Source organism: Nonomuraea sp. B12E4 (assembly GCF_039871825.1).
Classification (GTDB): Bacteria; Actinomycetota; Actinomycetes; order Streptosporangiales; family Streptosporangiaceae; genus Nonomuraea.
The window spans coordinates 49,454-70,499 of sequence record NZ_JBDPME010000020.1 but is presented as its reverse complement, the minus strand read 5'-3'; the positions used below and the strand labels follow the sequence as shown (position 1 = coordinate 70,499).

Here is a 21,046-nt window from a genome sequence, read left to right as displayed (position 1 = left end):
TCACAACCCCCTTCCCTCGCTCTCAAAAAAGTGATATCACTTTGCTATCAAGGTGAAGTCAGATAGAGGAGGAGGCAGAGATGGGGGAAGCATCAGGCGGGGTCGTCCTTGAGAGCGCCGTCGTGGACATGCCCGCGCCACGCATCAACGAGCGCCCGATGCGAGCCACCAACGGGTTCGTGATGCTGGTGACAGCGTCGGTGCTGGACCTGGCCGGGGTGGTGCTGCTGATCGTCGCCATCGCCATGCTCGCCGGGGGGGCCGGGCAAGGCGGTCTGTGGCTGCTCATCGCGGCCATCCTGCTGATCATCATCAGCACGACGCTGTTCTTCGGCCTCACCGCCGTGGCACCGGGCGAGGCCAGGGTCGTCCAACTGCTCGGCCGCTACGTCGGCACCATGCGCACGCCGGGTTTCCAGTGGGTCAACCCGTTCACCGTGCGGCGGCGCATCTCCACCAGGATCCGCAACCACGAGACGGAAGTGACGAAGGTCAACGAGGCCGACGGCAACCCGATCCAGATCGCGACCGTGGTGGTCTGGCAGGTGCAGGACACGGCGCAGGCGGTGTTCGAGGTGGACGACTTCGTGGAGTTCGTCGCCATCCAGGCGGAGACGGCGGTGCGGCACATCGCGGGCAGTTATCCGTACGACTCGCACGGCGAGCCCAGGCTGTCCCTGCGCGACAACGCCGACGAGATCAACGAGCAACTGTCGGCGGAGATCGCGGCCCGGGTCGCCTCGGCCGGGGTGCGGATCATCGAGTCGCGCATCATCCACCTGGCCTACGCGCCGGAGATCGCCCACGCGATGCTGCGCCGCCAGCAGGCCGGCGCGGTGGTGGCGGCCCGCCAGCGGATCGTCGAGGGGGCGGTCGGCATGGTGGAGATGGCCCTGGAGAGGCTCGCCGAGCACGACGTGGTCGATCTGGACGAGGAGCGCAAGGCTGCCATGGTCAGCAACCTGCTGGTGGTGCTCGTCGGCGACCGGGACACCCAGCCCGTGGTCAACACCGGCACGCTCTACCAGTAATCACCGTGGAGAGGAAAAAGATCCTCTTGCGGCTCGACCCGGTGGTCCACGACGCACTGGCCAAGTGGGCGTCCGACGAGCTGCGCAGCACCAACTCGCAGATCGAGTTCCTGTTGCGCAAGGCGCTCTCCGACGCCGGGCGGCTACCTGAAGGAGTGGGGAAGATACGCCCCCGCGGGCGGCCGAGAAAGACCCCAGAGGAAGTCCTGGAAACCGCCTTGGAAGAGGCCCTGGAAGGAGGCGAGACAGCGGATGGAGACACGGATGAGAGCCAAGCGGGGTGAGTCCCTCACGAAATCGGTCTTCCTGCTGGCGTTCGACCTCCGCAAGGAAAAGCTGGTCAACCGCCGCGAGCTGGGCTATCTCCTGCGGGCGGCGGCACTCGCCGAGCTCATGATGAGCGGCAACCTGGCGGACGAGTCGGGGAAGGCGCGGGCCGTCAGCGCCCCTGCCGACCCGGATCCGCTGCGGGCGGCCGTCTGGGAGCAGATCGCCAACTCCCCGCCCAAGGCGTGGCAGCGGTGGATCCGCATGGATCGCAGGCACGCGTTCCGGCTGGTGCGGGACGCGTTGGCGGCCGACCGGCTGATCAGGGTGGAGCAGCGCCGCATCCTGCTGTTCCGGGTGGAGCGGATCACGCTCCGCCGGCCGTACGTCTCGCGCAGGCTAGCCGATCGCGTCGGCCGGGCGATCCGCGGCGGCCGGCCGGTCAGCCGCATCGAGTCCGACGTCCGCGCCCTGGCTGCCCTGGCCGCGGCGGCCCGGCTCAAGACGGTCCTGCTCACGGGGGACCGGCGCCGCCAGAAGGAGCGGATCGCGGCCCTGTCCACGCCCATCGAGCCGATCACCACCGCGTTGCGCGAGAGCGTGGACGCGGCCGCGCGACAGGGCACGGCCGGCGGCGGCTGACCACCGCCCAGCCCAGACCTTCCACGGCGACACCGGGGGCTCGCCGTGGCCCGCCGAACCAGCCCGACCTCAGCTCCACAGAAGCGCCACGGCAAAGCAAGATCATCGCTCAGGCAGCGCGGTGACAGAGGCAAGACCGTCACGCGGTCCACGCGGCACGGAGGCGAGACCACGGCGCAGCCCGCGCCGTGGCCCAGGCAAGACCGGCTTTCGTCGCTGCCAGGAGAAGGGCGGGCCGTAGCCCCACCACCACGACACCTTCGAGGAGTTAGGTCTTGAACACGACCATCCAGGCACGAACGTCGTCCCACAGCCCGCCCGGTGCCCCCGCGCGGGCCCTGGCCCCGGACCTGGCCCGCGGCTTCATGTTGCTGGCCATCGCCTTCGCGCACGGGCCACTGTTCGTGGTCGACATCGACCGCGGCCCGGCCGTGGTCAACGACATCACCGCCTTCTTCCACCAGCTCTTCGTCAACAACCATGCGCGGCCGATGTTCGCGTTCCTGTTCGGCTACTCGCTGGTCCAGCTCATGCATCGGCAGACCCAGCGCGGCAGCGACTGGCCGGGCGTCCGCAAGCTGCTCCGCCGCCGGGGGTGGTGGCTGGTGGCGATCGGGTTCTTGCACACGGTGCTGCTTGTTCCGCTCGACATCCTCGCCATCTACGGCCTGGCCGCCGTCCTGCTGGTCGGCATGCTGCGGCGCAAGGACTCGACCCTGCTGTGGACGGCGGGGCTCCTCCAGGTGCCGGCCACCGCGATAGTCGGATTTTTGATGGTATATCCGCTCTCGGAGGGCATCTCGACCTACACGGTGGGCACTGTCTCCGTGGCCGGGCAGAGCCCTTGGGAGCTGCTCGTCACTCGAATCCAGATCTGGCCGTTCAGCCTGCCCTTCGCGGTCCTCACGGTCGTGCCCGGGGTGCTCCTCGGCATATGGGCGGCGCGGCGCCGCTTCCTGGACGAGCCCGCGCGGCATCGCGGTTTCCTGATCCGGGTCTCCGTGGTCACTACCGTCCTGTCAGTGCTCGGCTCCGTACCCGCCGGTCTCATCCAGACCGGGCTCTGGACGGACCCACCGGCCACCGCGGTGTGGACCGCCGCCTTCGCGCAGCCGCTCACCGGTTATCTCGGCGGGATCGGCATGGCGGCGATCAGCGGCCTGTTCGCGCTCTGGGCCGGCCGCCGGCGCAACGGAGTGATCACCGCGATCCAGGCGCTCGGCCAGCGCTCGATGACCTTCTACATCTTCCAGTCGATCGTCTTCGTCGCCCTCTTCTACCCGTACGGGCTGGGACTGCAGGACGACCTCGGCCTCGCGGGCGCCACGGGCGTGGCGGCGGCAGCCTGGATGATCTCGATCCTCCTCGCCGACGTCATGCGGCGCGTCGGGCACCGCGGCCCGGCGGAGATCCTGCTTCGCCGCCTCGCCTACCGCCGGCCCCGTGGTGGTCACGGGGAGCCGGGGCCGAGGTAGGTCAGGACCGCCGCCACCCGGCGGTGCACGTCTCCGCTGTTCTCCAGGCCGAGCTTGGTGAAGATGGCGTTGACGTGCTTCTCCACCGAGGAGATCGACAGGTGCAGGGCCTTGGCGATAGCGGAGTTGGAGCGGCCGTGGGCCATCTCCCTGAGCACGTCACGCTCCCGCGACGTCAGCGCCTCCTGCTGGCCGCGTACGTCCCGCCGGGCCAGCAGGCCCTCCACCACCTTGGGGTCGATGACCGAGCCGCCCGAGGCGACCGCCCTGATGGCGCCCAGCAACTCGTCCAGATCCCCCACCCGGTCCTTGAGCAAGTACGCGTAGCCCTCGGTGCCCTGCTTGAACAGCTCCAACGCGAACAGCGCGTCCGCGAACTGCGACAGCACCACGATCCCGACCCGGGGATGCGCCGAGCGGATGTGGTGGGCCGCGTCTATGCCCTCGAAGCCCTGCCGCCACTGCCCGCCAGGCATCCGGATGTCGGTGATCACAACATCGGGGCCGAGCCTGCGGACGGCGTCCAGGAGCTCGTCGGCGTCACCGACCGCGCCCACGACCGCCACCTCGCCCGACAGTTCCAGGAGTTGCCGGGTGCCCTCGCGGACGAGGTAGTGGTCGTCGGCCAGCACCGTACGGATGCGCTCACTCATCGACCGGCACCCACGCGTTCACCCGTGTCCCCTTCCCCGGCTCGCTTTCCACGATCAGCTCGCCACCGAGGGCGTTCAGCCGGTCGGACAGCGTCGCCAGCCCTCTGCGGCCCGTGGCCGACGGGTCAAAGCCCGTCCCGTCGTCGGTGACCGTGGCCCGCAGGCGTCCGCCGGACTGCGCCAGGCCCACCTGGATGCGGGTGGCGCCCGCGTGCTTGAGGGCGTTGGCCACGGCCTCGCTCACGGTGAAGTATGCCGCGCCCTCGATCTCGTCCGGAAAGCGCCTGGTCCGCAGCGCGGGGGACGACGTCACCGTGGTCTGCACGGGCAGGCCGGAGCAGCGCTCCTCCACGGCCTCCACCAGGCCCCCCTGGCTGAGAGCGGAGGGGTGGATGCCGGCCGCCAGCTCGCGCAGGTCGTGGAGCGTCTGGCGGGCCTGTTCGCGCAGATGGGCGAGAATGTCAGGGTCGGCTCCGGTGGCCCGGGCGAGCTCCAGTCCGGCGATGAGGGCGACGAGCTGCTGCTGCACGCCGTCGTGGATGTTGCGCTCGATGCGCCGGCGTTCGGCCTCCTGGGCGTTGACCAGGCGGCCGACCAGGCCGGCGCTCTGGATGGCGAGCCCGGCGGGCACGGCCAGCGCCGCCAGCAGCCGCCGGTCCTCGCGGGTCAGCGGGCCGGCCTCCCTGGGGCCGCATTCGAGCCGCCCGCCGCGTACCGGCACGGTCAGCACGGCCTGGCCCTGTTCGGTGCCCGCGACCACGCGGGTCCCGTCCGCGAGCGTGACGGCCGCCCACCTGGCCTCCAGCCCGGCGCGCACGGCCGCGGCGAGCCGGTCGAGCTGCTCGGCCGGCTCGGGCGTGTCGTGCAGGGCCGTGCCGAGGTCGGACAGCACCTCGTCCACCGTCGGGCGCAGGTCGAACACCAGCTGCAGCCGCGATCCCCGGATGCCGATGCGCAGGTCGAGCAGCCGGTGCCGGATGATCGCCACTCCGATCGTGACGGGCACCGACCCCAGCATCGCCATGAGCCCGATCGCCCCGGACATCGTGAACCGCGAGGCGTCCCACAGCACCAGCACGCCGCCGGTCAGGCTCATGGCCACGCCCGCGACCATCCAGGCGAACTGCCCGCGCTCGCCCGGGGTGCTACGTCTCCACCGGAGCACGAGCCCGCAGAACACGACCACCGCCATGATCCACGTGACGAGCTGCCCGATCCCGCCCAGGAACGCCCCGACGATCTCGGTGCCCGACAACGGCGGCGTCGGCACCTCTATCAAGGAGTACCCGGCCAGCGCGAGCCCGCCACCGTGCGCCGCGATGGCCGGGACCGAGACCCGGGCGACCCAGCGCCACCGGCGGGAGGGCAGCCGGCCGTCGGGGAAGAGCAGCGGGACGAAGATCCAGATCAGGCCGTAGAAGACGGCGAGGATGTAGACGAGGGGGTTCGGCTGCCCGGTGCGGCTGGACAGGCCGACGCCGAAGAGGCCGATCCCGAGGGAGAGCCCGCAGGCCAGGAGCAACCAGCTGTAGCGGTTGCCGGGACGCCGGACCGCCAACAACCAGCCCAGCGCGGGCAGGACCAGGCCGATCACGACGAAGGCCCACTGCGTCGCCGGAGCGGGCAGCCCGCTTTCGAGGAGCGCGCCCGCCACGACGCCGACGGCCGCGAGCACGGACAGCGACCCGGCCACGAGCCTGGATCTCATAGGCCCCAATCGTCATGAGTGCTGTGGAGGGCGTCTACGAGGTTATCCACATATTTCCTGCGGCCAGCCTCACCTTCGGGAACGGTGGCCTCCTTGGTGGTCCCCCGCCCCATGGCCGCGATTGCCTTGGATCACGGAAACGCAGCCCCGAGCCGGAGGACTTTTCATGCATGCCCCGTCGAAAACCGCCCGATCCCTGGTGGTGACCGCGGCAGCGGCCACGATGACCGTCTGCGTGGCCCAGCCCGTGCCCGTGCAAGCCACCACGACCCCCGTCAGCGCCCTCACCGCACCGGCGACGGCCCCTGTCACCGCGCCGGCGATCCCGGACACGCCCGCCGGCAGGCAGTTGCGCTGGTTGCTGGACGCAGCCACCCGGCCGCCGGTGCCGGAGAGCGAGCTTGCCCAGCACTTCACCGCCGGCTTCCTCAAGGAAATCCCGGCCGCCACGATCAACCAGATCCTGGCCGCCTTCCGGGGCATGCGGCTGGAGCGGCTGACGCAGGCGCAGCAAACGGCGCTGATCGCCCTTGTGACGGCGGGCGGGACGGCGTACGAGGTGCTGCTCGGCGTGGACGCCGCGGGCCTGATCGGCAGCCTGCAGTTCCGCGCGCCCGCACCGCGGAGCTGGGCCGAGTTGGACGAACGGCTACGCAAGGCGGCACCCCAGGCCGGCTTCGTCGCGGCCGAGCTGACCAAGAACGGCGACTGCCGTCCCGTCCACTCGATCGCCGCCGACAAGGTGCGCCCGCTCGGCTCGATGTTCAAGCTGTACGTGCTGGGCGCGGTGGCCGAGGCCGTCGAGCGCGGCGAGTTCGGCTGGAACACTCAGCTCACGATCGAGCCGGAGCTGAAGAGCCTGCCCTCCGGCCAGCTCCAGGACCGCCCGGACGGCAGCAAGGTGTCGGTTCTGGAGGCCGCCAAGCTGATGATCTCCATCAGCGACAACACGGCCGCGGACCTGCTGATCCACAAGGTGGGCCGCAAGGCCGTGGAGCGCACGACGCGGGCGTGGGGCGGTCACGACAAGCGCAACGCGCCCTTCCTCACGACGCGGGAGATGTTCGTGCTCAAGGGCGTGGACTATCCCCGGTACGCCAAGAAGTACCGGTCGTTGAGCACCACCAAGAAGCGCGCCTACCTGGACGAGGTCGTCGCCAAGGTGCCCTTGTCCAGCTTCGCGATGTGGAGCGCGCCGCGCGAGCTGGACACGCTCGAGTGGTACGGCTCGCCCGCCGACGTCTGCCAGGCCTACGCGGGGCTGACGAAGCTGCGCGACGCGCACGTCGGCCAGGCACTGTCGATCAACGACGGCGGGCTTGGGCTGGACCCGAGCCAGTGGCCGACGGTGTGGTACAAGGGAGGGTCGGAGCCGGGCGTGCTCGACGTGGGCTACCTCGCCCGCATGAAGGACGGCAGGACGTACGTGGTGGCGGCGATGGCGAGCGACCCGGACGCGCCGTTCAGTGAGGCCCAGCTGGGCCAGGAGCTGGTGGGGTTGGCCCGAGGCGCGTTCACCCTGGTCAAGGAGGACTGACCGGAGAGTGCTCGGGGAGGCGGAGTAGTTGAAGGTAAATCGGGTTGAGCGGGGCAGACTCGCTGGAAGGAGCGCGCGACATGCCCGCCATGACCGCAGAAAACCCCCTCAGCCTCCCGCGCCTGCCCGAGCCCGTGGCCTGGATACCCGAACGCAAGGTGCTCACCGTCGAGACCGCGCCCAGGTGGGGCGGGGGCTTGGTGGAACGCCGGCGGGATCCGTCGGACGGGCGGATCGTACTCGTCGTGATCACCGATGCGGGCCGCGAGGTGCTGCGGCACCGGGCGGCCGCCCGCGTCGCGTTCGTGGCCACCCTCATCGGCAAGCTGGATGAGACCGGCCAGCGGGCGCTGGCCGATGCCACGCCCGCCCTGCGTCACATGATCGACCAGGCCGCCGTGCCCGCCGCGCTGGCCGCGGCGAGAAAGGCGACCGAGCATCTCGGGGAGTGAAAGCGATGTCCACCGACACCACCACAGGACCGGGGAGGCCCACAGAGATCCCGTACTACCCGATGGAGAGGTCGGCGGGGTGCCCGTTCGACCCCCCGCCGGAGCTGCGGGATCTGCAGGCGAGGACGCCGCTGACCAAAGTCCGGCTCTGGGACGGCAGCACGCCGTGGCTGGTCACCCGGTACGCCGAACAGCGTGCCCTGCTGGCCGACCCGCGGATCAGCGCCGACACCACCCGGCCCGGCTACCCGTTCGCGACCGCGGGGATCCGGGAGCGCAGGAAGATCGCGCAGACGTTCATCAGCATGGACGATCCGGGCCACGCCCGGCTGCGCCGCATGGTCACCGCGCCTTTCACGGTCAGGCGGATCGAGGCGCTGCGGCCGGCCGTCCAGCGCATCGTGGACCGGCTGATCGACGACATGCTCGCCGGCCCCCGGCCGGTGGACCTGGTCCAGGCGTTCGCGCTGCCGGCGCCGTCCCTGGTGATCTGCGAACTGCTTGGCGTGCCGTACGCCGACCACGACTTCTTCCAGTCGTGCGGCAAGGTTCTCGTCAACCGCGACACCTCGCCCCGGGACCAGGAACGCGCCCAGAACAGCCTGACGGACTACCTGGAACGCCTGGTCGAGGACAAGCAGGCCCACCCGGGAGACGACCTGCTGTCCCGGCTGGCGGTCGGCCAGGTCGCCACCGGCGCGCTGTCCCGCCGCGAGGCGGCCCTGATGAGCACGTTGCTGCTGGTCGCCGGGCACGAGACGACCGCGAACATGATCGCCCTGGGCACCCTCGCGCTGCTGCGCGACCCGGTCCAGCTCGGCGAACTGCGCGACGGCGACCCCGCGCTGATCGCCGGCGCGGTGGAGGAGCTGCTGCGCTACCTGACCATCGTGCACACCGGGCGGCGCCGGGTCGCGGTGGCCGACATCGAGATCGGCGGCCAGGTCATCCGCGCCGGCGACGGCGTGATCCTCGCGTCCGAGATCGGCAACCGGGACACGGAGGTCTTCGACCACCCCGACCGCCTGGACGGACACCGTGACGCCCACGGCCACATGGCCTTCGGGTTCGGGGTGCACCAGTGCCTGGGCCAGAACCTCGCCCGAATGGAGCTCCAGGTCGCCTACGGCACCCTGTACCGGCGAATCCCGGACCTTCGGCTCGCCGTGGACGCGGCTCAGGTCCGGTTCAAGCACGACGGGCTGATCTACGGGGTGTACGAGCTGCCTGTCACATGGTGAAAGGGGGCAATGCCATGAAGGTGACCGTCGATCGAGAGCTGTGCGTCGGATCGGGGCAGTGCGTATTGAGCACCGCCCAGGTGTTCGACCAGCGTGACGAGGACGGCGCCGTCGTGCTGCTCGACGACGAGCCGCCCTGGTTCGCGCCGTTCCGATGCCCAGCAGTGATCGCAGGATGGCGGAATAGTTGAAAAGTAAATCGAGTTGAGTGGGGCAGATCCGCTGGAAGGAGCGCGACATGCCCGCCGTGACCGTAGAGAACCCCCTCAGCCTCCCTCGTCTCCCCGAGCCCGTGGCCGGGAGGCCCGAACGCAAGGTGCTCGCCGTCGAGACCGCGCCCAGCGGGTTCGAAGGGGAAGGGTTCCCGGTGCGCCGGGCGCTGGCCGCGATCAAGCCCGAATACCTGGACCCGTTCGTGATGATGGACCAGATGGGCGAGGTGGACTACGCGGCGGGTGAGCCCAAGGGCACGCCGTGGCACCCTCACCGGGGCTTCGAGACCGTCACGTACATGATCGACGGGGTGATGGACCATCTCGACTCCAACGGCGGCGGCGGGACGATCACCAACGGTGACACGCAATGGATGACCGCCGGAGCGGGGATCCTGCATAAAGAAGCGCCGCCGGAGTGGCTGGTGCAGCAGGGCGGGCTGTTTCACGGAATCCAGCTCTGGGTGAACCTGCCGGGGGCCAAGAAGATGACCGCCCCGAAATACCAGGACATCAGGGGGTCCAATGTCGTGCTCCTGAGCAGTCACGACGGTGGCGCCCTGGTCCGGCTCATCGCCGGTGACCTCGGCGGGAACCTCGGCCCCGGCAGCACGCAGACGCCGATCACGCTGCTGCACGCCACCGTCTCCCCCGGCGCGCGGCTGGTCATGCCGTGGCGCAAGGACTTCAACGCGCTTGCGTACGCGCTGTCGGGCCGGGGGACGGTGGGGGCCGAGCGCCGGCCGTTCCACGGCGGGCAACTCGCCGTGTTCGACGGGTTCGGGAACCGTCCGGGGCTCACCACGGCGGGTGAGAGCATCACCATCACGGCCAAGGAAACACTCGAAGTGATCGTCCTCGGCGGCGAGCCCATCGGGGAGCCGGTGGCGCACTACGGGCCGTTCGTCATGAACACCAAGGCCGAGCTGGCCCAGGCCTTCGAGGACTACCAGGCGGGCCGGCTCGGCACCATCCCCGCCCAGCACGCCTGACGCGGCCCGAGCGGGCCGGATCGCGGATCGCTCGGGTCCTCCGCATCGCGAGGAGGGTCGGGATACGCGGGTCCCGCATCGCGAGGAGGGCCGGACTGCCTGTACCGCGCCGCCGGATCGACCACCCGGCCGAGGCGGATCATCCCGGTCCGTGTTCGGGTTGGCTGGTCAGGTGGACTTTTTCAGGGTCAGGCAGGCGACGCGGTCTCCGGCCGTACCGACCTGGGGGCCCGAGGTGACGGTGGGCTTGGCGTGGATCACCAGGGAGCCCGGCAGTTCGGTGGGGTCGAACTGCCAGTCGTTGCGGGCCGTGGAGCGGCCCGCGCCGGAGGCGTTGGTCTTGACGTCGAGCCAGACCTCGCTGGCCGGGGTGATCTGGCCGGGATGGTGCTGGTAGTGCGGTCCGGAGTCGTCGGGGCGCTTACCGCAGGGCTTGGTGTGCAGATGAGCGCCGTAGGTGCGGTTGGGGCGCATGCCCTCGACGACGAGGGAGGTGCGCGCTCCCTGGTTCGTGGACTCGGCGGTGACGCTGGCCTGGGAGCCCTTCGGGGCCAGTTTGCGGTCGTAGGCGATGGCCGAGGTGTCGTCGGAGGTGAACTGGCCGCCGCCGGTCAGCGTGATCCCGGCGGCGGGCGCGGTCGGGCTGCTGCCCGAGGCGTTCTGCAGCGGGGCGGGTGAGCCGGCGCAACCTCCGGCGGCGGTGAGCAGGACGAGCAGGAACGCGGGCACGCGCATGAGACCCCCCATGGTTCGAGCCCGTTCGGTGCGGACTCCGAGAGGTCACCACTCTAACGAGTGACCAGGTGGATACGGTGAGTATTCGCCTCAGTCGCCGTGTTTCGCCGCGATGTCGTCGATCCGGGCGGCCAGCGTGAAGTCGAGGTCGGTGAGGCCGCCCTGGTCGTGCGTGGCCAGCGCGAGATGCAGCGTGCGCCAGCGGATGTCGATGTCGGGATGGTGGTTGAGCTCCTCGGCCTGTACGGCGATGTCGTCCACGATGCGGATGGCGGCCGGGAAGTCGGGGGCCTCGATCGTACGGCGGATCTCCTCGCCCTCGCGCCGCCAGGCGGGCAGGGCCGCGAGCTTGGCTTCGATGTCCATGGCGCCACGTTACTTCAGCGCGCCGGAGCTGAGCCCCGACTGGATCTGGCGCTGGAAGATGATGTAGACGATCAGCACGGGCAGGATGGTCATGCTCAGCGCGGCGAACAGCCCCGGCCAGTCCGCTTCGTAGCCCGCCAGGGTGGAGATGCCGGCGATGCCCTGGGTGAGCACCCATTTGTCCGGAGCGCCGGCCAGCAGGACCAGGGGCAGCAGATACTGGTTCCACTGGCCCAGGACGTTGAAGATCGTGATGCTGATCAGGCCGGGCTTCGCCATGGGAACCATGATCTGGAAGAACGTACGGGTGTGGGAGGCGCCGTCGATGCGGGCGGCCTCGGCGACCGCTTCCGGCAATGTCCGGAAAAATGCCGCCAAGAAGAAGACCGTGAACGGCAGCGAATAGGCGATGTAGACCAGGATCAGCCGATGTGGGAGTTCAGCAGGCCGACCTGCTTGACCACGAAGAAGAGCGGCCCGAGGGCCAGGAAGACCGGAAACGCCAGCCCGGCCACGAAGTAGTAATAGATCAGCTTGTTGCCGACGAACCGGTAGCGCCCCAGCACGTACGCCGCCATCGACCCGAACAGCATCGTGCCCGCCGTACCGAAGAAGACGACGATGACCGTGTTGAGCATGTACTGGCCGATGTGCGCCTTGCCCCACGCCCTACCCCATGAGTCCAGGCGCAGCGCCCCGGGAAGCTGGAGCGGGTCGCCGAAGATCTCGGTGTTGTTCTTGAACGACGCCAGGAACGTCCACAGCAGCGGCAGGACGATCAGCAGCGCCCACACGGCCAGCGCCACGTGGGAGAGCCCGCTGAGCACGCTGGGGCGCGGCCCGCCCCTGTCACGCGAGGCCATCTCTACAGCTCAACCCTCTCACGCCGGGTCGTACGCAAGGTCAGCACGGCGAATGTCACGGTCAGGAAGAACAGCGCCACGCCCATCGCGGAGGCGTAACCGACCTTCCCGAAGGAAAAGGCGTTCTTGTAGATGGTGATCGGCAGAATGGTCGTGGCGCCGTCCGGCTCGCCCTTGTCGCCCACCAGCACCTGGATCAGCGCGAAACCGTCCATGGCCGCGATGCCGAGATAGATCCAGCCCACCTGGACGGTGTCCCGCAGCAGCGGCAACGTGATGGAGAAGAACAGCCGCGCCCGGCCCGCGCCGTCGATCGCGGCCGCCTCGAAATAGTCCTTGGGAATGGCCGCCATACCCGCCGAGAACAGCACGACGTAGAAGCCGACCCCCTGCCAGACCATCACCGCCATGACCGACCAGAGGGCCAGTCTCGGCTCGATGAGCCAGCCGACGGGCTCGACGCCGAATCTGGCCAGCAGCCCGTTGACGACGCCGTCCTCGTCCGGCCGGTAAATGGCCTGGAACAGCACGCCGACCACGGCCACGGCGAGGACCTGGGGGAAGAAGAACACCACCCGGTAGAACTTCGACCCCCACACTCCCCGCATGCCCGCGCCACGGGTGCCGCCGCCGAGATTCAGCAGGAAGGACAGGAACAGCGCGATGACGAGCGTCGTGAGCGGCATCGCGAGCAGCAACAGCCCGTGGTTGCGCAGGGCCTGCCAGAACACCTCGTCACCGAGCAACCGGCCGAAATTGTCCAGCCCCACGTAGCGCACGATCGAGCTGTATCCGTTCCAGCTCGTCAAGGAGAGCTGGAACGCCTGGACATAGGGGCTGATGACGAAGACCGAATAGAGCGTGAGCGGGACGATGAGAAATCCGGCGACGAACCCGTACTTGCGCAGCCGCTCCATCTGCTCACTGGCTCCGCGTCTGCTTGGTGACCGCGTCGTCCTGCTTGACGTCGTCGGCTTTCTGCTGCATGTTGGCGCAGAACCTCTCCGGTGTGATGCGCCCGGCCATGACCACGTTGATCTGCTCGGTGCCGTAGTCGAAAAGCTCCTTGTACCAGCCCTCGAAACGCGCGTCGGTGATGATGTTCTGGCCGGCCGCGTCCTGGGCCCTGGCCGCGCTCATCAGGCCGGCGGGCAGGTCGAGTCCCTCGGCGGCGCCGTTCACCACGGTGACGTTCTTGGTCTTCTCGGTGAAACCCCGGGCGCCTTCCTTGGAGAGCATGATGCGCAGGTATTCGAGCCCGCCCCGCGGGTTCTTGCCCTTGGCCCCGACCACGAAGTTCTCGCCGACGCCGACCTGAATGGCGCCGTAGGGCATCTGGTCGGCCGCGGTGACGTCGGGAATGGGGGCGATGGCGTATTCGAAGTCGGCCGGCTTGTCCTTGGCCATCTCGTTCTCGATCCAGGAGCCGACGGGGTAGAACAGCAGCTCGTTCTGGAGTTGCTTCACCTGGGTCTGGGTGTGGTCGAGGCCGAAGTACGCTTCGTCGCCATATTTCGCCTGAACGTCCGCCCAGGCGGTGACCGCCTGCTTCATCGCCTCGGCGTTCCAGGCGTTGTCGACCAGGTTGTCGATGTCGATGAGGACCTGGTTTCCGCCGATCTTGGCGGCGGTGTAGAGGACGTTCCAGAGCTGGTAGTACGGGCCCTTCTGCCCCGGATAGGCGAAGAGCAGGATGCCTTCCGCCTTGGCCGTGTCCCCCAGCGCCGTGAACTCGGCCCACGTCTTCGGCAGCGTCCACCCCTTGGAGGCGAACAGCTTGGCGTTGTACCAGAGCGCACGGTGGGACACGGTGTAGTTCAGCACCAGGTCCCTGTCGTTGATCTTGGCGTTGACGAGCACGGCGGGGGTGACGGTGTCGCGGACCTTCTTGGCCGGGTCGTCGACCGAGGGCGCGTCGAACAGCGGGGCCAGGTCGGCCAGGTGCCCCTCGGCGGCCAGCGCGGCCAGGTCCAGCGAGTCGGGGCCGGAGTTGTTCAGCACGTCGGGGACGTCGCCGCCGATGATGCGGGGGCGGAGCTGGGTGCCGATCTGCTGGGTGGCGTTGTGCTTGATCGACACGCCGGGGAACGCCTTCTTGTAGAGCTCCTCGTGGAGGTCCCTGGCGTACGAGTCGCCGTACCCGCCGCTGAAGATGACCACTTCGAGCGGCTTCTTGGCGTCGGCCCCGAAGGGGTTCTTCGCGTCCGCCGAAGCCGCGATCGACGTGGTCGGCGCGGCGGACCCGCCTCCCGCGCCGCCGGTGGCGCACCCGCTCAGCAGGCCCGCCCCGGGGCCGGCGACGAACGCGGTCAGGCCGATCCGGCGTATCAACTGACGCCGTGTGATTTCGCCCGGGTGGGTCATGAGGGCTCCTGGAATTAGGAAAGTTTCCTAAACGTTTGCCCGAACGTACGAATGGCCCCGACACGCGTCAAGGGGGTGCGATCGAGACGTGACCCTGCCGTGATGCCTGTCTAGAATGAGATTCTAGAAGGGGGTGGTCATGTGATTGTCGAGTACGCGGAGCGCGTGTGGCGCGGGGAATCAGAGGACAGCATCGTGGACGCGGGCATGGGGGGCAAGGGCGTCCAGACAATAACCGACGGGCTGGGGTGGTGGCCAGGGTTCGGAAATGTCATCACTTTCGAGACCGAGGGGGAATTGTTGCTGTTCGACACCAGCAGTCCGCTTTCGGCCTCCCAACTCCACGAGGACGTACGCAAGTGGAGCAAGGCGCCACTGACGACCGCGTTCTACTCACACGGGCATATCGATCATGTATTCGGTACGGGACCCTTCGAGGAGGCCGGACCGCGTGCCACGGTTTACGCCCATGAAGCGGTAGTTGACCGGTTTGAGCGATATTTGCTGACGAATGGCTACAACGCGGTGATCAATCAGCGGCAGTTCCAGACCCCGGAGCTCCGCTGGCCCACCCGCTACCGCCACCCCGACGTCACGTACTCCTCCAGCCTGACCGTGCGGCGCGGCGGCCTGACGTTCGACCTGCTGCACGCCAAGGGCGAGACGGACGACGCGACCATCGGATACGTCCCCGAGCACCGCCTGCTGCTCCCCGGCGACCTGTTCATCTGGGTGACGCCGAACTGCGGCAATCCGCAGAAGGTCCAGCGCTATCCCCGGGAATGGGTGCACGCGCTGCACCGGATGGCCGCGCTGGACGCCGAGATCATGCTGCCCAGCCACGGCGCCCCGATCTTCGGCCGGGCGCGCATCCGCAAGGCGCTGCTGGAGACCGCCGAATGGCTGGAATCGCTGGTCACGCAGACCCTGGAGCTGCTCAACGCGGGCGCCCGGCTCGACGAGATCGTCCATTCCGTACGCCCGCCCGCCCACCTGTCCGACCGCCCCTACCTGCGGGCCCGCTACGACGAGCCGGAGTTCGTCGTACGGAATCTGTGGCGCCTCTACGGCGGCTGGTACGACGGCAACCCCGCCAACCTGAAACCCGCACCCGACGCGGTCCTGGCGAAATCGGTCGCCGAGCTGGCGGGTGGCGCGACGGCGCTCGCGGACGCGGCGCTGCGGGCCCTCGCGGACGGCGACGAGCGGCTGGCCGGGCAACTGGCGGAGATGGCCGCCCTGGCGGCTCCGGACGACGCGGGAGTGCACCGCGTACGCGCGGAGGTGTTCTCCACCAGGGCGGCCAACGAGTTGTCCCTCATGGCGAAGGGCATCTTCACCTGGGCCGCCGCCGAGTCCAGGCGGCGGTCTTCCTAAGGTCAGTCCTGCCACCAGGTGCGGCGGGCAGCGGGTGGGTCAGCCGAAGTGGGCGCGGGTTTCGGCGAACGCCTGGTCGGTGCCCTCCAGGGCCAGCGCCACCTCCGCCTCCGTGTGGGCCGCCGACATGAACCAGTTGTGCCACGGATGGAGGTACACCCCGTGCCGCAGGCAGGCGTCGCTCCAGTACATGGCCACCGACAGGTCGGCGTCGCCGTCGAAGCTGAGCCACGGGATCGTCACCGGGCCCGTCTGGTTGATCACGAACCCGTGGGACTTGGCCTGCCCGTACAGCCCCTCCCTGAGTTGGGTGCCGGCCCGCTCCATGGTGGCGATTCCGTCCGTGTCGCGGAGGGTCTCGATCGTGGCCTTGGCGGCGGCCATCGCGACCGCCGAGAACCAGAACGAGCCGGTCGAGTAGAGGGTCTGGGCGGGGCCGCGCAGCGCGTCCGTGCCCGTCACCGCGGCGATCGGGTAGCCGTTCGCCATGGCCTTCGACCAGGCCGTCAGGTCGGGGCGCACCCCGTACGGCTCCCACGAGCCGCGCAGGTCGATGCGGAAACCCGCGCGCACGTCGTCGATCACCAGGGCGGCCCCGAGCCGGTCGGCCAGGGCCCGGGCGCCGCGCGCGAAGGCGGGCTCGACGAGCTCCTGGTCCTCGAAGGCGTCGTGCTTGAACGGGGTGACGATGATCGCCGCCACGTCGTCCTCCACGGTCGCCGCCGCGGCCCGCAGGGATTCCAGCGAGTTGTAGGTGAACTCGACCAGGTCGGCCCGCTCGTTCGGGGTCGTCCCGGACAGGGAGGGCGTGCACCACGGGTCGGCCCCGTGGTAGGCCCCGTGGGCCATCAGGACCTTGGTCCGGCCGGTGGCGGCGCGGGCGACCATGAGGGCCTGCGTGGTGGCGTCGGTGCCGTTCTTGGAGAACATCGCCCAGTCGGCGCTGGGCACGGTGTCCACGAGGAGTTCGGCCAGCTCGACCATGATCGGGCCGGGGCCGTTGAGGCAGTCGCCGGAGGCGGCCTGCCGGGCGGCGGCCGCCTCCACCCGCGGGTGGTGGTGACCCAGCACGACCGGGCCCCAGCTGCACATGAAGTCGATGTACTCGCGCCCGTTCACGTCCCACTGCCGGCAGCCCTCGCCGCGCTCGAAGAACTGGGGGAAACCGGGGGCGAAGAGGGCGGCGTTGAGGTGGCCGTACATGCCGCCGGGGACGACTTTCGCGGCCCGCCGGCGGAGGTCGGCGTCGTTCTGGAGATCCATCGGGGGGGTCCTTAGACAAGGTTCTCGGAGGGGGTCTCAGAGGGGGTTCTCAGAGAAGGGCGAGGGTGGATTCGAGGTCGGTGAGGCCGGCGTCCGAGCCGAGCCCGGTGGCGACGCGGGCGGCGGCGGCCGTGCCCCAGCGGGCGGCGGTCAGCACGTCGCGGCCGTGCAGGAGACCGGTGATGAACCCGGCGCAGTACGCGTCACCGCAGCCGGTGGTGTCCGAGACGTCCGTTTTCAGGGCGGGCACCCGCTCCGCCGAGTCCCCGGTGACGACCAGGCTGCCCGACTCCCCGAGCGTGACCAGGACGCCCCGGGGTCCGTCCGCCAGCAGGGCGCGGGCGGCGTCGGCGACGGAGCGCTCCCCCGTCATGAGCAGGACCTGGGACTCGTTCGGCAGGACGTAGTCGACGTGCGGCAGGAAGGCGCGCGCCGGGCCCAGCAGGTCGGGCATCTCCGACAGGAGGTCCATGGTGACGATGGTCCCGGCCGCGCGCACCGAGTCCAGCAGGGCGAAGAACTCCGGGTCGCCGAGGCCGAACGTGACGTCCATCCCGCCGAGGTGGATCGCCCGCGCCGCGCGTAACGCCGGGACGTCCAGGTCCGCGTACGTCACCCCGAGGTTCGCCCCGGGCACGTGGAAGCTGGGGCGCCCGCCGTCCGGCCTGATCGGCAGGATCGAGGCGGCCGTCTGCTCCCCCGCCCTGCGCACCAGCCGCGTGGCGTCCACCCCCCGCCTGCCCAGCACCGCCACCAGGAAGTCGCCCAGCTCGTCGTCCCCGACGGCGCCCATGGTGACCACGGTGTTGCCCAGCTTGACCAGGTCCACCGCGGTCCCCGCGGCGGCGCCGGCGGCGGTCAGGCGGATCTGGTCGACCAGCACGGTGTCCTGGCCCTCGGGAATGTGCTCGACGGGCCTGGCGAGGATGTCCACGATGTGGACACCGACGGTGGCGACGTTGGCGACGGTCATGGTCTAAATAGACAGACGTCCGAATAAAAAGTCAACGTGCCCGGGGAGGCAGCGGATGCCGAAGATCGTCGATCATGGCGAGCGCAGGCGGGAGCTCCTGTCGGCGGCCCGGCAGGTGATCGTCAGGGACGGCATCGACGCCGCCACCACGCGCGCCATCGCCAAGGAGGCCGGATACTCCAACGGTGTGCTGGCCCACTATTTCGCCGACAAGGACGAGATCCTGCTGTCGGCGCTGCGCCAGTCGCACCAGCGCATCAGGGATCGGCTGACCGGCAAGGTCGAGGGGCTGGCGGGGCTGGCGGCGCTGCGCGAGCTGCTGCTGGACAACCTGCCGCTGGACGCCGGGCGTACTCAGGAGACCCGGCTGGAGGTCAGCTTCTGGAGCCGGAGCCTGGCCTCGGAGCGGCTGGCCGAGGTGCAGCGGGCGGAGGCGGGCGAGCTGCGCGCCGCCGTACGCGACCTGCTGGGCCAGGCCCGCGCGGCCGGCGAGCTGCGCACGGACGACAGCCTGGACGACCTCACCGAGCACCTGCTCGCCCTGGTCGACGGCCTCAGCCTGCACCTGCTCCTCTACCCCGGCCGCCTGGACCGGGCCGATGTCGAACGCCTCATGTCGCGGGCCGTCGACCGCCTTTGACGACATTTCGGACGACCTACTACATTGCTCGCGCATGAGCCTGCGCGAGCAGTTGTGCGAGTACGGCCGGCGCGCCGTCGAGCTGGGACTGGTCATCGGCACCTCGGGGAACCTGAGCGTGCGCGACGGCGACCTGGTCGCGGTCACCCCCTCGGGCGCGGCGCTCGACCGGCTGACGCCCGACATGTGCCCGATCGTGGACGTGGCGGGGCATCTGGTGGAGGGGGACCTGCAGCCGTCCAGCGAGACCCCCATGCACCTGGCCGTCTACGAGACCACCGCCGCCCAGGCGATCGTCCACACGCACTCGGTGTTCGGCACGGTCGTGGCCAGCACGATGACGGAGCTGCCGCCGGTGCACTACAACGCGCTGATGCTCGGCGGGGTGGTCAAGGTGGCGCCGTACGCCACCTACGGCACGCCCGAGCTGGCCGCCAACGTGCGTGCCGCGATGGAGGGCAAGCAGGCCGTGCTGATGGCCAACCACGGCGGGGTGACCATCGGCTCGACGCTGGAGCAGGCGTTCGAGGCCACCCGCCTGCTGGAGTGGCTGTGCGAGGTGTACGTGCGGGGGCTCGGCGTGGGCAACCCCACCATCCTGACGGACGAGCAGCTCGCCGCCGTGGTCGAGCGCTCGCTGAACCCGCCGGTGTTCCCCCGCCGGCTATGACCGGATCGCCCGCTCGGCCAGGCCCAGCGGCAGCCCGCCGGATCCGGCGATCCGGTCGTGGAAGTCCTTCAGCGATCCCTGCCACGACTCCCTGATGCGGTCGATCTCGATCGCGCCCGTGAGGTAGGAGGGGGCCTGCGTGGGCCAGGCGCAGTAGCGGTTCACCTCGCCCTGCGCGGTGCCGGGCGACAACGACGCCTTGGTGGCCATGAACGTCTCCGCCTCCTCGACGGACATGTCGTCGCAGTGCAACGCCGTGTCCACGATGATCCTGGCGGCCCGGAAGAGCCGGAGGTCCAGGTGGGCCAGCTCGGTGGCCGGGGTGTCGAAGTAGCCCTGCTCGTGCAGGACCTTCTCGGCGTACAGGGCCCAGCCCTCGGTGAAGTAGGGGGTCCTGAAGACCTTCCTGACGGTACGCGGGTTGCCCGCGATGTGCGACAGGTGCCAGTGGTGCCCCGGGTAGACCTCGTGCACGGCGATGGAGGGCATGTGGGCCCGCGCGTTCGTCCGCAGGCGCTGGCGTACCTGCTCGGGGGTGAAGTAGTCCGGCGTGTACGGGACGAAGAAGATGCCGGTGCGCGAGGAGCTCAGGGGCGGCGGCGCCAGGTAGTGGGCCACCGCCAGGATCGGGCGGTTGTGCTCGGCCGACGGCAGCACCTGGCACTCCTCGCCATCCGGGAAGGTGACCAGGTCCCGCTCACGGACGAACTCGCGGGCGCGCCGCGTCTCGGCCTCGCACTCGGCCCGCATGTCGGCCAGGGTCGGCGGGTGGTCGTCCATGAGGAACTCCATGGCCGCCCGCCAGTCCTCACCACCGTTGACCCCGACCGCGACCCGGCGCATGCGCGCGTCCAGGTCCGCCCAGGCGGCCCTGCCCTTGTCGTGCAACTCGGCGGCGCCGTACCCGAGCATCTCGCGCTCGCGCAGCAGGGTGGAGTAGAGCCGCTCCCCCATCCGCCAGGTGCCGCCGCACTCGAAGCCTTCCAGGAACGTCACCAGCTCGTCGAACGCCCGCGCGGCCGGCTCGGCCGCCTCGGCCAGCCTGGCCCGCAGGTCCGGGTCCTCGACCATGCCGGGAAGCGCGCCCGTGAGCAGGTTGCGGCCGGTACGGGCCTGGCCCAGGCCCCGCTTGACCAGCAGCGGCGCGGCCAGGTCGGGGTCCAGGTTCGCGCGGCAGGCGGCCAGCACGCCGGGCACCTCGGCCAGCCGGGCGATCGCGGCCGCCACCAGCTCGGGCTCCGGCTTGAGCCTGTACTGGAACGGCGTGTACATGGACGTGAAGACCGCCGAGAGGTACGCGGCCGGGTCGCGGCGCCACTCGGGCCACGACGCCATCGCGATCGACCCCCTGAGCCGCGAGAGGACGAGATCCCTGTCGATCGCGTCGTCCGGGGAGGCGACCTCCGCCGCCGACAGGCGTTCGAGCCAGCGGACTTCCTCGCGCTCGCGGGCCGCCCAGGCGGAGGCGGTGAAGTCACCGAGGGTGTGATCGTAACCGTCGGCTCCTAAGGAGCTGGCGACGACGGGATGTTCGGAAAAGTACCACTTGAGAAACTCGTCCATCGACGCACCATATCCTGGGCCA

Annotated in this window: 23 protein-coding genes; 12 read left to right on the top strand and 11 right to left on the bottom strand. The window is 69.8% G+C overall.

All coding sequences use genetic code 11. The features are described from left to right. Window positions 1-80: 80 nt before the first annotated feature. From ABGB18_RS34225 to ABGB18_RS34210, 4 genes are all read left to right on the top strand, one after another. A complete protein-coding gene (locus ABGB18_RS34225; protein WP_347699798.1) occupies window positions 81-1,031 on the top strand; it encodes an SPFH domain-containing protein in 951 nt (316 codons plus the stop codon). Then, window positions 1,031-1,315, top strand: a complete 285-nt coding sequence (locus ABGB18_RS34220; RefSeq protein WP_347699898.1) for a hypothetical protein — start codon at window positions 1,031-1,033, stop codon at window positions 1,313-1,315. Before ABGB18_RS34225 ends, ABGB18_RS34220 begins: the two co-directional genes overlap by 1 nt. Then, a complete protein-coding gene (locus ABGB18_RS34215) occupies window positions 1,296-1,940 on the top strand; it encodes a GPP34 family phosphoprotein (protein WP_347699797.1) in 645 nt (214 codons plus the stop codon). Before ABGB18_RS34220 ends, ABGB18_RS34215 begins: the two co-directional genes overlap by 20 nt. Before the next feature lie 275 nt (window positions 1,941-2,215). Further along, window positions 2,216-3,415, top strand: coding sequence for a DUF418 domain-containing protein (locus ABGB18_RS34210; protein ID WP_347699796.1), 1,200 nt, complete (start codon window positions 2,216-2,218; stop codon window positions 3,413-3,415). On the opposite strand, the gene ABGB18_RS34205 is transcribed toward ABGB18_RS34210, so the two are convergent. Both ABGB18_RS34205 and ABGB18_RS34200 read right to left on the bottom strand, forming a co-directional pair. Continuing rightward, complete coding sequence (locus ABGB18_RS34205; RefSeq protein ID WP_347699795.1) at window positions 3,391-4,068, bottom strand: response regulator transcription factor; 678 nt, start codon at window positions 4,066-4,068, stop codon at window positions 3,391-3,393. The genes ABGB18_RS34210 and ABGB18_RS34205 overlap by 25 nt on opposite strands. Continuing rightward, a complete protein-coding gene (locus tag ABGB18_RS34200; protein WP_347699794.1) occupies window positions 4,061-5,776 on the bottom strand; it encodes an ATP-binding protein in 1,716 nt (571 codons plus the stop codon). Before ABGB18_RS34200 ends, ABGB18_RS34205 begins: the two co-directional genes overlap by 8 nt. A gap of 166 nt (window positions 5,777-5,942) precedes the next feature. On the opposite strand from ABGB18_RS34200, the gene ABGB18_RS34195 reads away from it, so the two are divergent. The 5 genes from ABGB18_RS34195 to ABGB18_RS34175 all read left to right on the top strand — a co-directional run bounded on the left by ABGB18_RS34195 (window position 5,943) and on the right by ABGB18_RS34175 (window position 10,210). After that, window positions 5,943-7,313: a serine hydrolase gene (locus tag ABGB18_RS34195; RefSeq protein WP_347699793.1), complete on the top strand. Its 1,371-nt coding sequence runs from the start codon at window positions 5,943-5,945 to the stop codon at window positions 7,311-7,313. Window positions 7,314-7,393: 80 nt separating this feature from the next. Beyond that, window positions 7,394-7,765 (top strand): hypothetical protein, encoded by a 372-nt coding sequence (locus ABGB18_RS34190; protein WP_347699792.1) that lies wholly within the window; start codon window positions 7,394-7,396, stop codon window positions 7,763-7,765. A 5-nt stretch (window positions 7,766-7,770) separates the two neighbouring features. Beyond that, on the top strand, window positions 7,771-9,006 hold the full coding sequence (locus ABGB18_RS34185) for a cytochrome P450 (RefSeq protein ID WP_347699791.1): 1,236 nt from the start codon (window positions 7,771-7,773) through the stop codon (window positions 9,004-9,006). A gap of 14 nt (window positions 9,007-9,020) precedes the next feature. Beyond that, window positions 9,021-9,197, top strand: coding sequence for a ferredoxin (locus tag ABGB18_RS34180; RefSeq protein WP_347699790.1), 177 nt, complete (start codon window positions 9,021-9,023; stop codon window positions 9,195-9,197). A 47-nt stretch (window positions 9,198-9,244) separates the two neighbouring features. Next, window positions 9,245-10,210, top strand: a complete 966-nt coding sequence (locus tag ABGB18_RS34175; protein ID WP_347699789.1) for a pirin family protein — start codon at window positions 9,245-9,247, stop codon at window positions 10,208-10,210. A 168-nt stretch (window positions 10,211-10,378) separates the two neighbouring features. Here the strand turns inward: ABGB18_RS34175 and ABGB18_RS34170 are convergent, their stop codons facing one another. The 6 genes from ABGB18_RS34170 to ngcE all read right to left on the bottom strand — a co-directional run bounded on the left by ABGB18_RS34170 (window position 10,379) and on the right by ngcE (window position 14,538). Then, window positions 10,379-10,945: a hypothetical protein gene (locus ABGB18_RS34170; protein ID WP_347699788.1), complete on the bottom strand. Its 567-nt coding sequence runs from the start codon at window positions 10,943-10,945 to the stop codon at window positions 10,379-10,381. Between the two features lie 90 nt (window positions 10,946-11,035). After that, window positions 11,036-11,311, bottom strand: coding sequence for a 4a-hydroxytetrahydrobiopterin dehydratase (locus ABGB18_RS34165; protein ID WP_347699787.1), 276 nt, complete (start codon window positions 11,309-11,311; stop codon window positions 11,036-11,038). Window positions 11,312-11,320: 9 nt separating this feature from the next. Next, window positions 11,321-11,689 carry a carbohydrate ABC transporter permease gene (locus tag ABGB18_RS34160; RefSeq protein ID WP_347699786.1) on the bottom strand — a complete coding sequence of 123 codons (369 nt, stop codon included), beginning with the start codon at window positions 11,687-11,689 and terminating at the stop codon, window positions 11,321-11,323. Window positions 11,690-11,733: 44 nt separating this feature from the next. Beyond that, window positions 11,734-12,174, bottom strand: coding sequence for a hypothetical protein (locus tag ABGB18_RS34155; RefSeq protein WP_347699785.1), 441 nt, complete (start codon window positions 12,172-12,174; stop codon window positions 11,734-11,736). Window positions 12,175-12,176: 2 nt separating this feature from the next. After that, entirely contained in the window at window positions 12,177-13,091 is a 915-nt protein-coding gene (locus tag ABGB18_RS34150; protein ID WP_347699784.1) for a sugar ABC transporter permease, read from the bottom strand. 4 nt (window positions 13,092-13,095) lie between these two features. Further along, complete coding sequence (ngcE, locus tag ABGB18_RS34145; RefSeq protein WP_347699783.1) at window positions 13,096-14,538, bottom strand: N-acetylglucosamine/diacetylchitobiose ABC transporter substrate-binding protein; 1,443 nt, start codon at window positions 14,536-14,538, stop codon at window positions 13,096-13,098. A gap of 207 nt (window positions 14,539-14,745) precedes the next feature. Here ngcE and ABGB18_RS34140 point away from each other — a divergent pair, with 207 nt between their 5' ends. Then, window positions 14,746-15,915, top strand: a complete 1,170-nt coding sequence (locus tag ABGB18_RS34140) for an alkyl sulfatase dimerization domain-containing protein (RefSeq protein WP_347699897.1) — start codon at window positions 14,746-14,748, stop codon at window positions 15,913-15,915. 39 nt (window positions 15,916-15,954) lie between these two features. Here the strand turns inward: ABGB18_RS34140 and ABGB18_RS34135 are convergent, their stop codons facing one another. After that, window positions 15,955-17,178: an aminotransferase class III-fold pyridoxal phosphate-dependent enzyme gene (locus ABGB18_RS34135; RefSeq protein WP_347699782.1), complete on the bottom strand. Its 1,224-nt coding sequence runs from the start codon at window positions 17,176-17,178 to the stop codon at window positions 15,955-15,957. 49 nt (window positions 17,179-17,227) lie between these two features. Beyond that, window positions 17,228-18,151 carry a carbohydrate kinase family protein gene (locus ABGB18_RS34130; RefSeq protein ID WP_347699781.1) on the bottom strand — a complete coding sequence of 308 codons (924 nt, stop codon included), beginning with the start codon at window positions 18,149-18,151 and terminating at the stop codon, window positions 17,228-17,230. A gap of 55 nt (window positions 18,152-18,206) precedes the next feature. On the opposite strand from ABGB18_RS34130, the gene ABGB18_RS34125 reads away from it, so the two are divergent. Beyond that, a complete protein-coding gene (locus tag ABGB18_RS34125; protein ID WP_347699780.1) occupies window positions 18,207-18,791 on the top strand; it encodes a TetR/AcrR family transcriptional regulator in 585 nt (194 codons plus the stop codon). A 34-nt stretch (window positions 18,792-18,825) separates the two neighbouring features. Then, a complete protein-coding gene (locus ABGB18_RS34120) occupies window positions 18,826-19,461 on the top strand; it encodes a class II aldolase/adducin family protein (RefSeq protein ID WP_347699779.1) in 636 nt (211 codons plus the stop codon). On the opposite strand, the gene ABGB18_RS34115 is transcribed toward ABGB18_RS34120, so the two are convergent. Continuing rightward, a complete protein-coding gene (locus ABGB18_RS34115; protein ID WP_347699778.1) occupies window positions 19,456-21,024 on the bottom strand; it encodes a DUF885 domain-containing protein in 1,569 nt (522 codons plus the stop codon). The genes ABGB18_RS34120 and ABGB18_RS34115 overlap by 6 nt on opposite strands. Window positions 21,025-21,046: the final 22 nt, after the last annotated feature.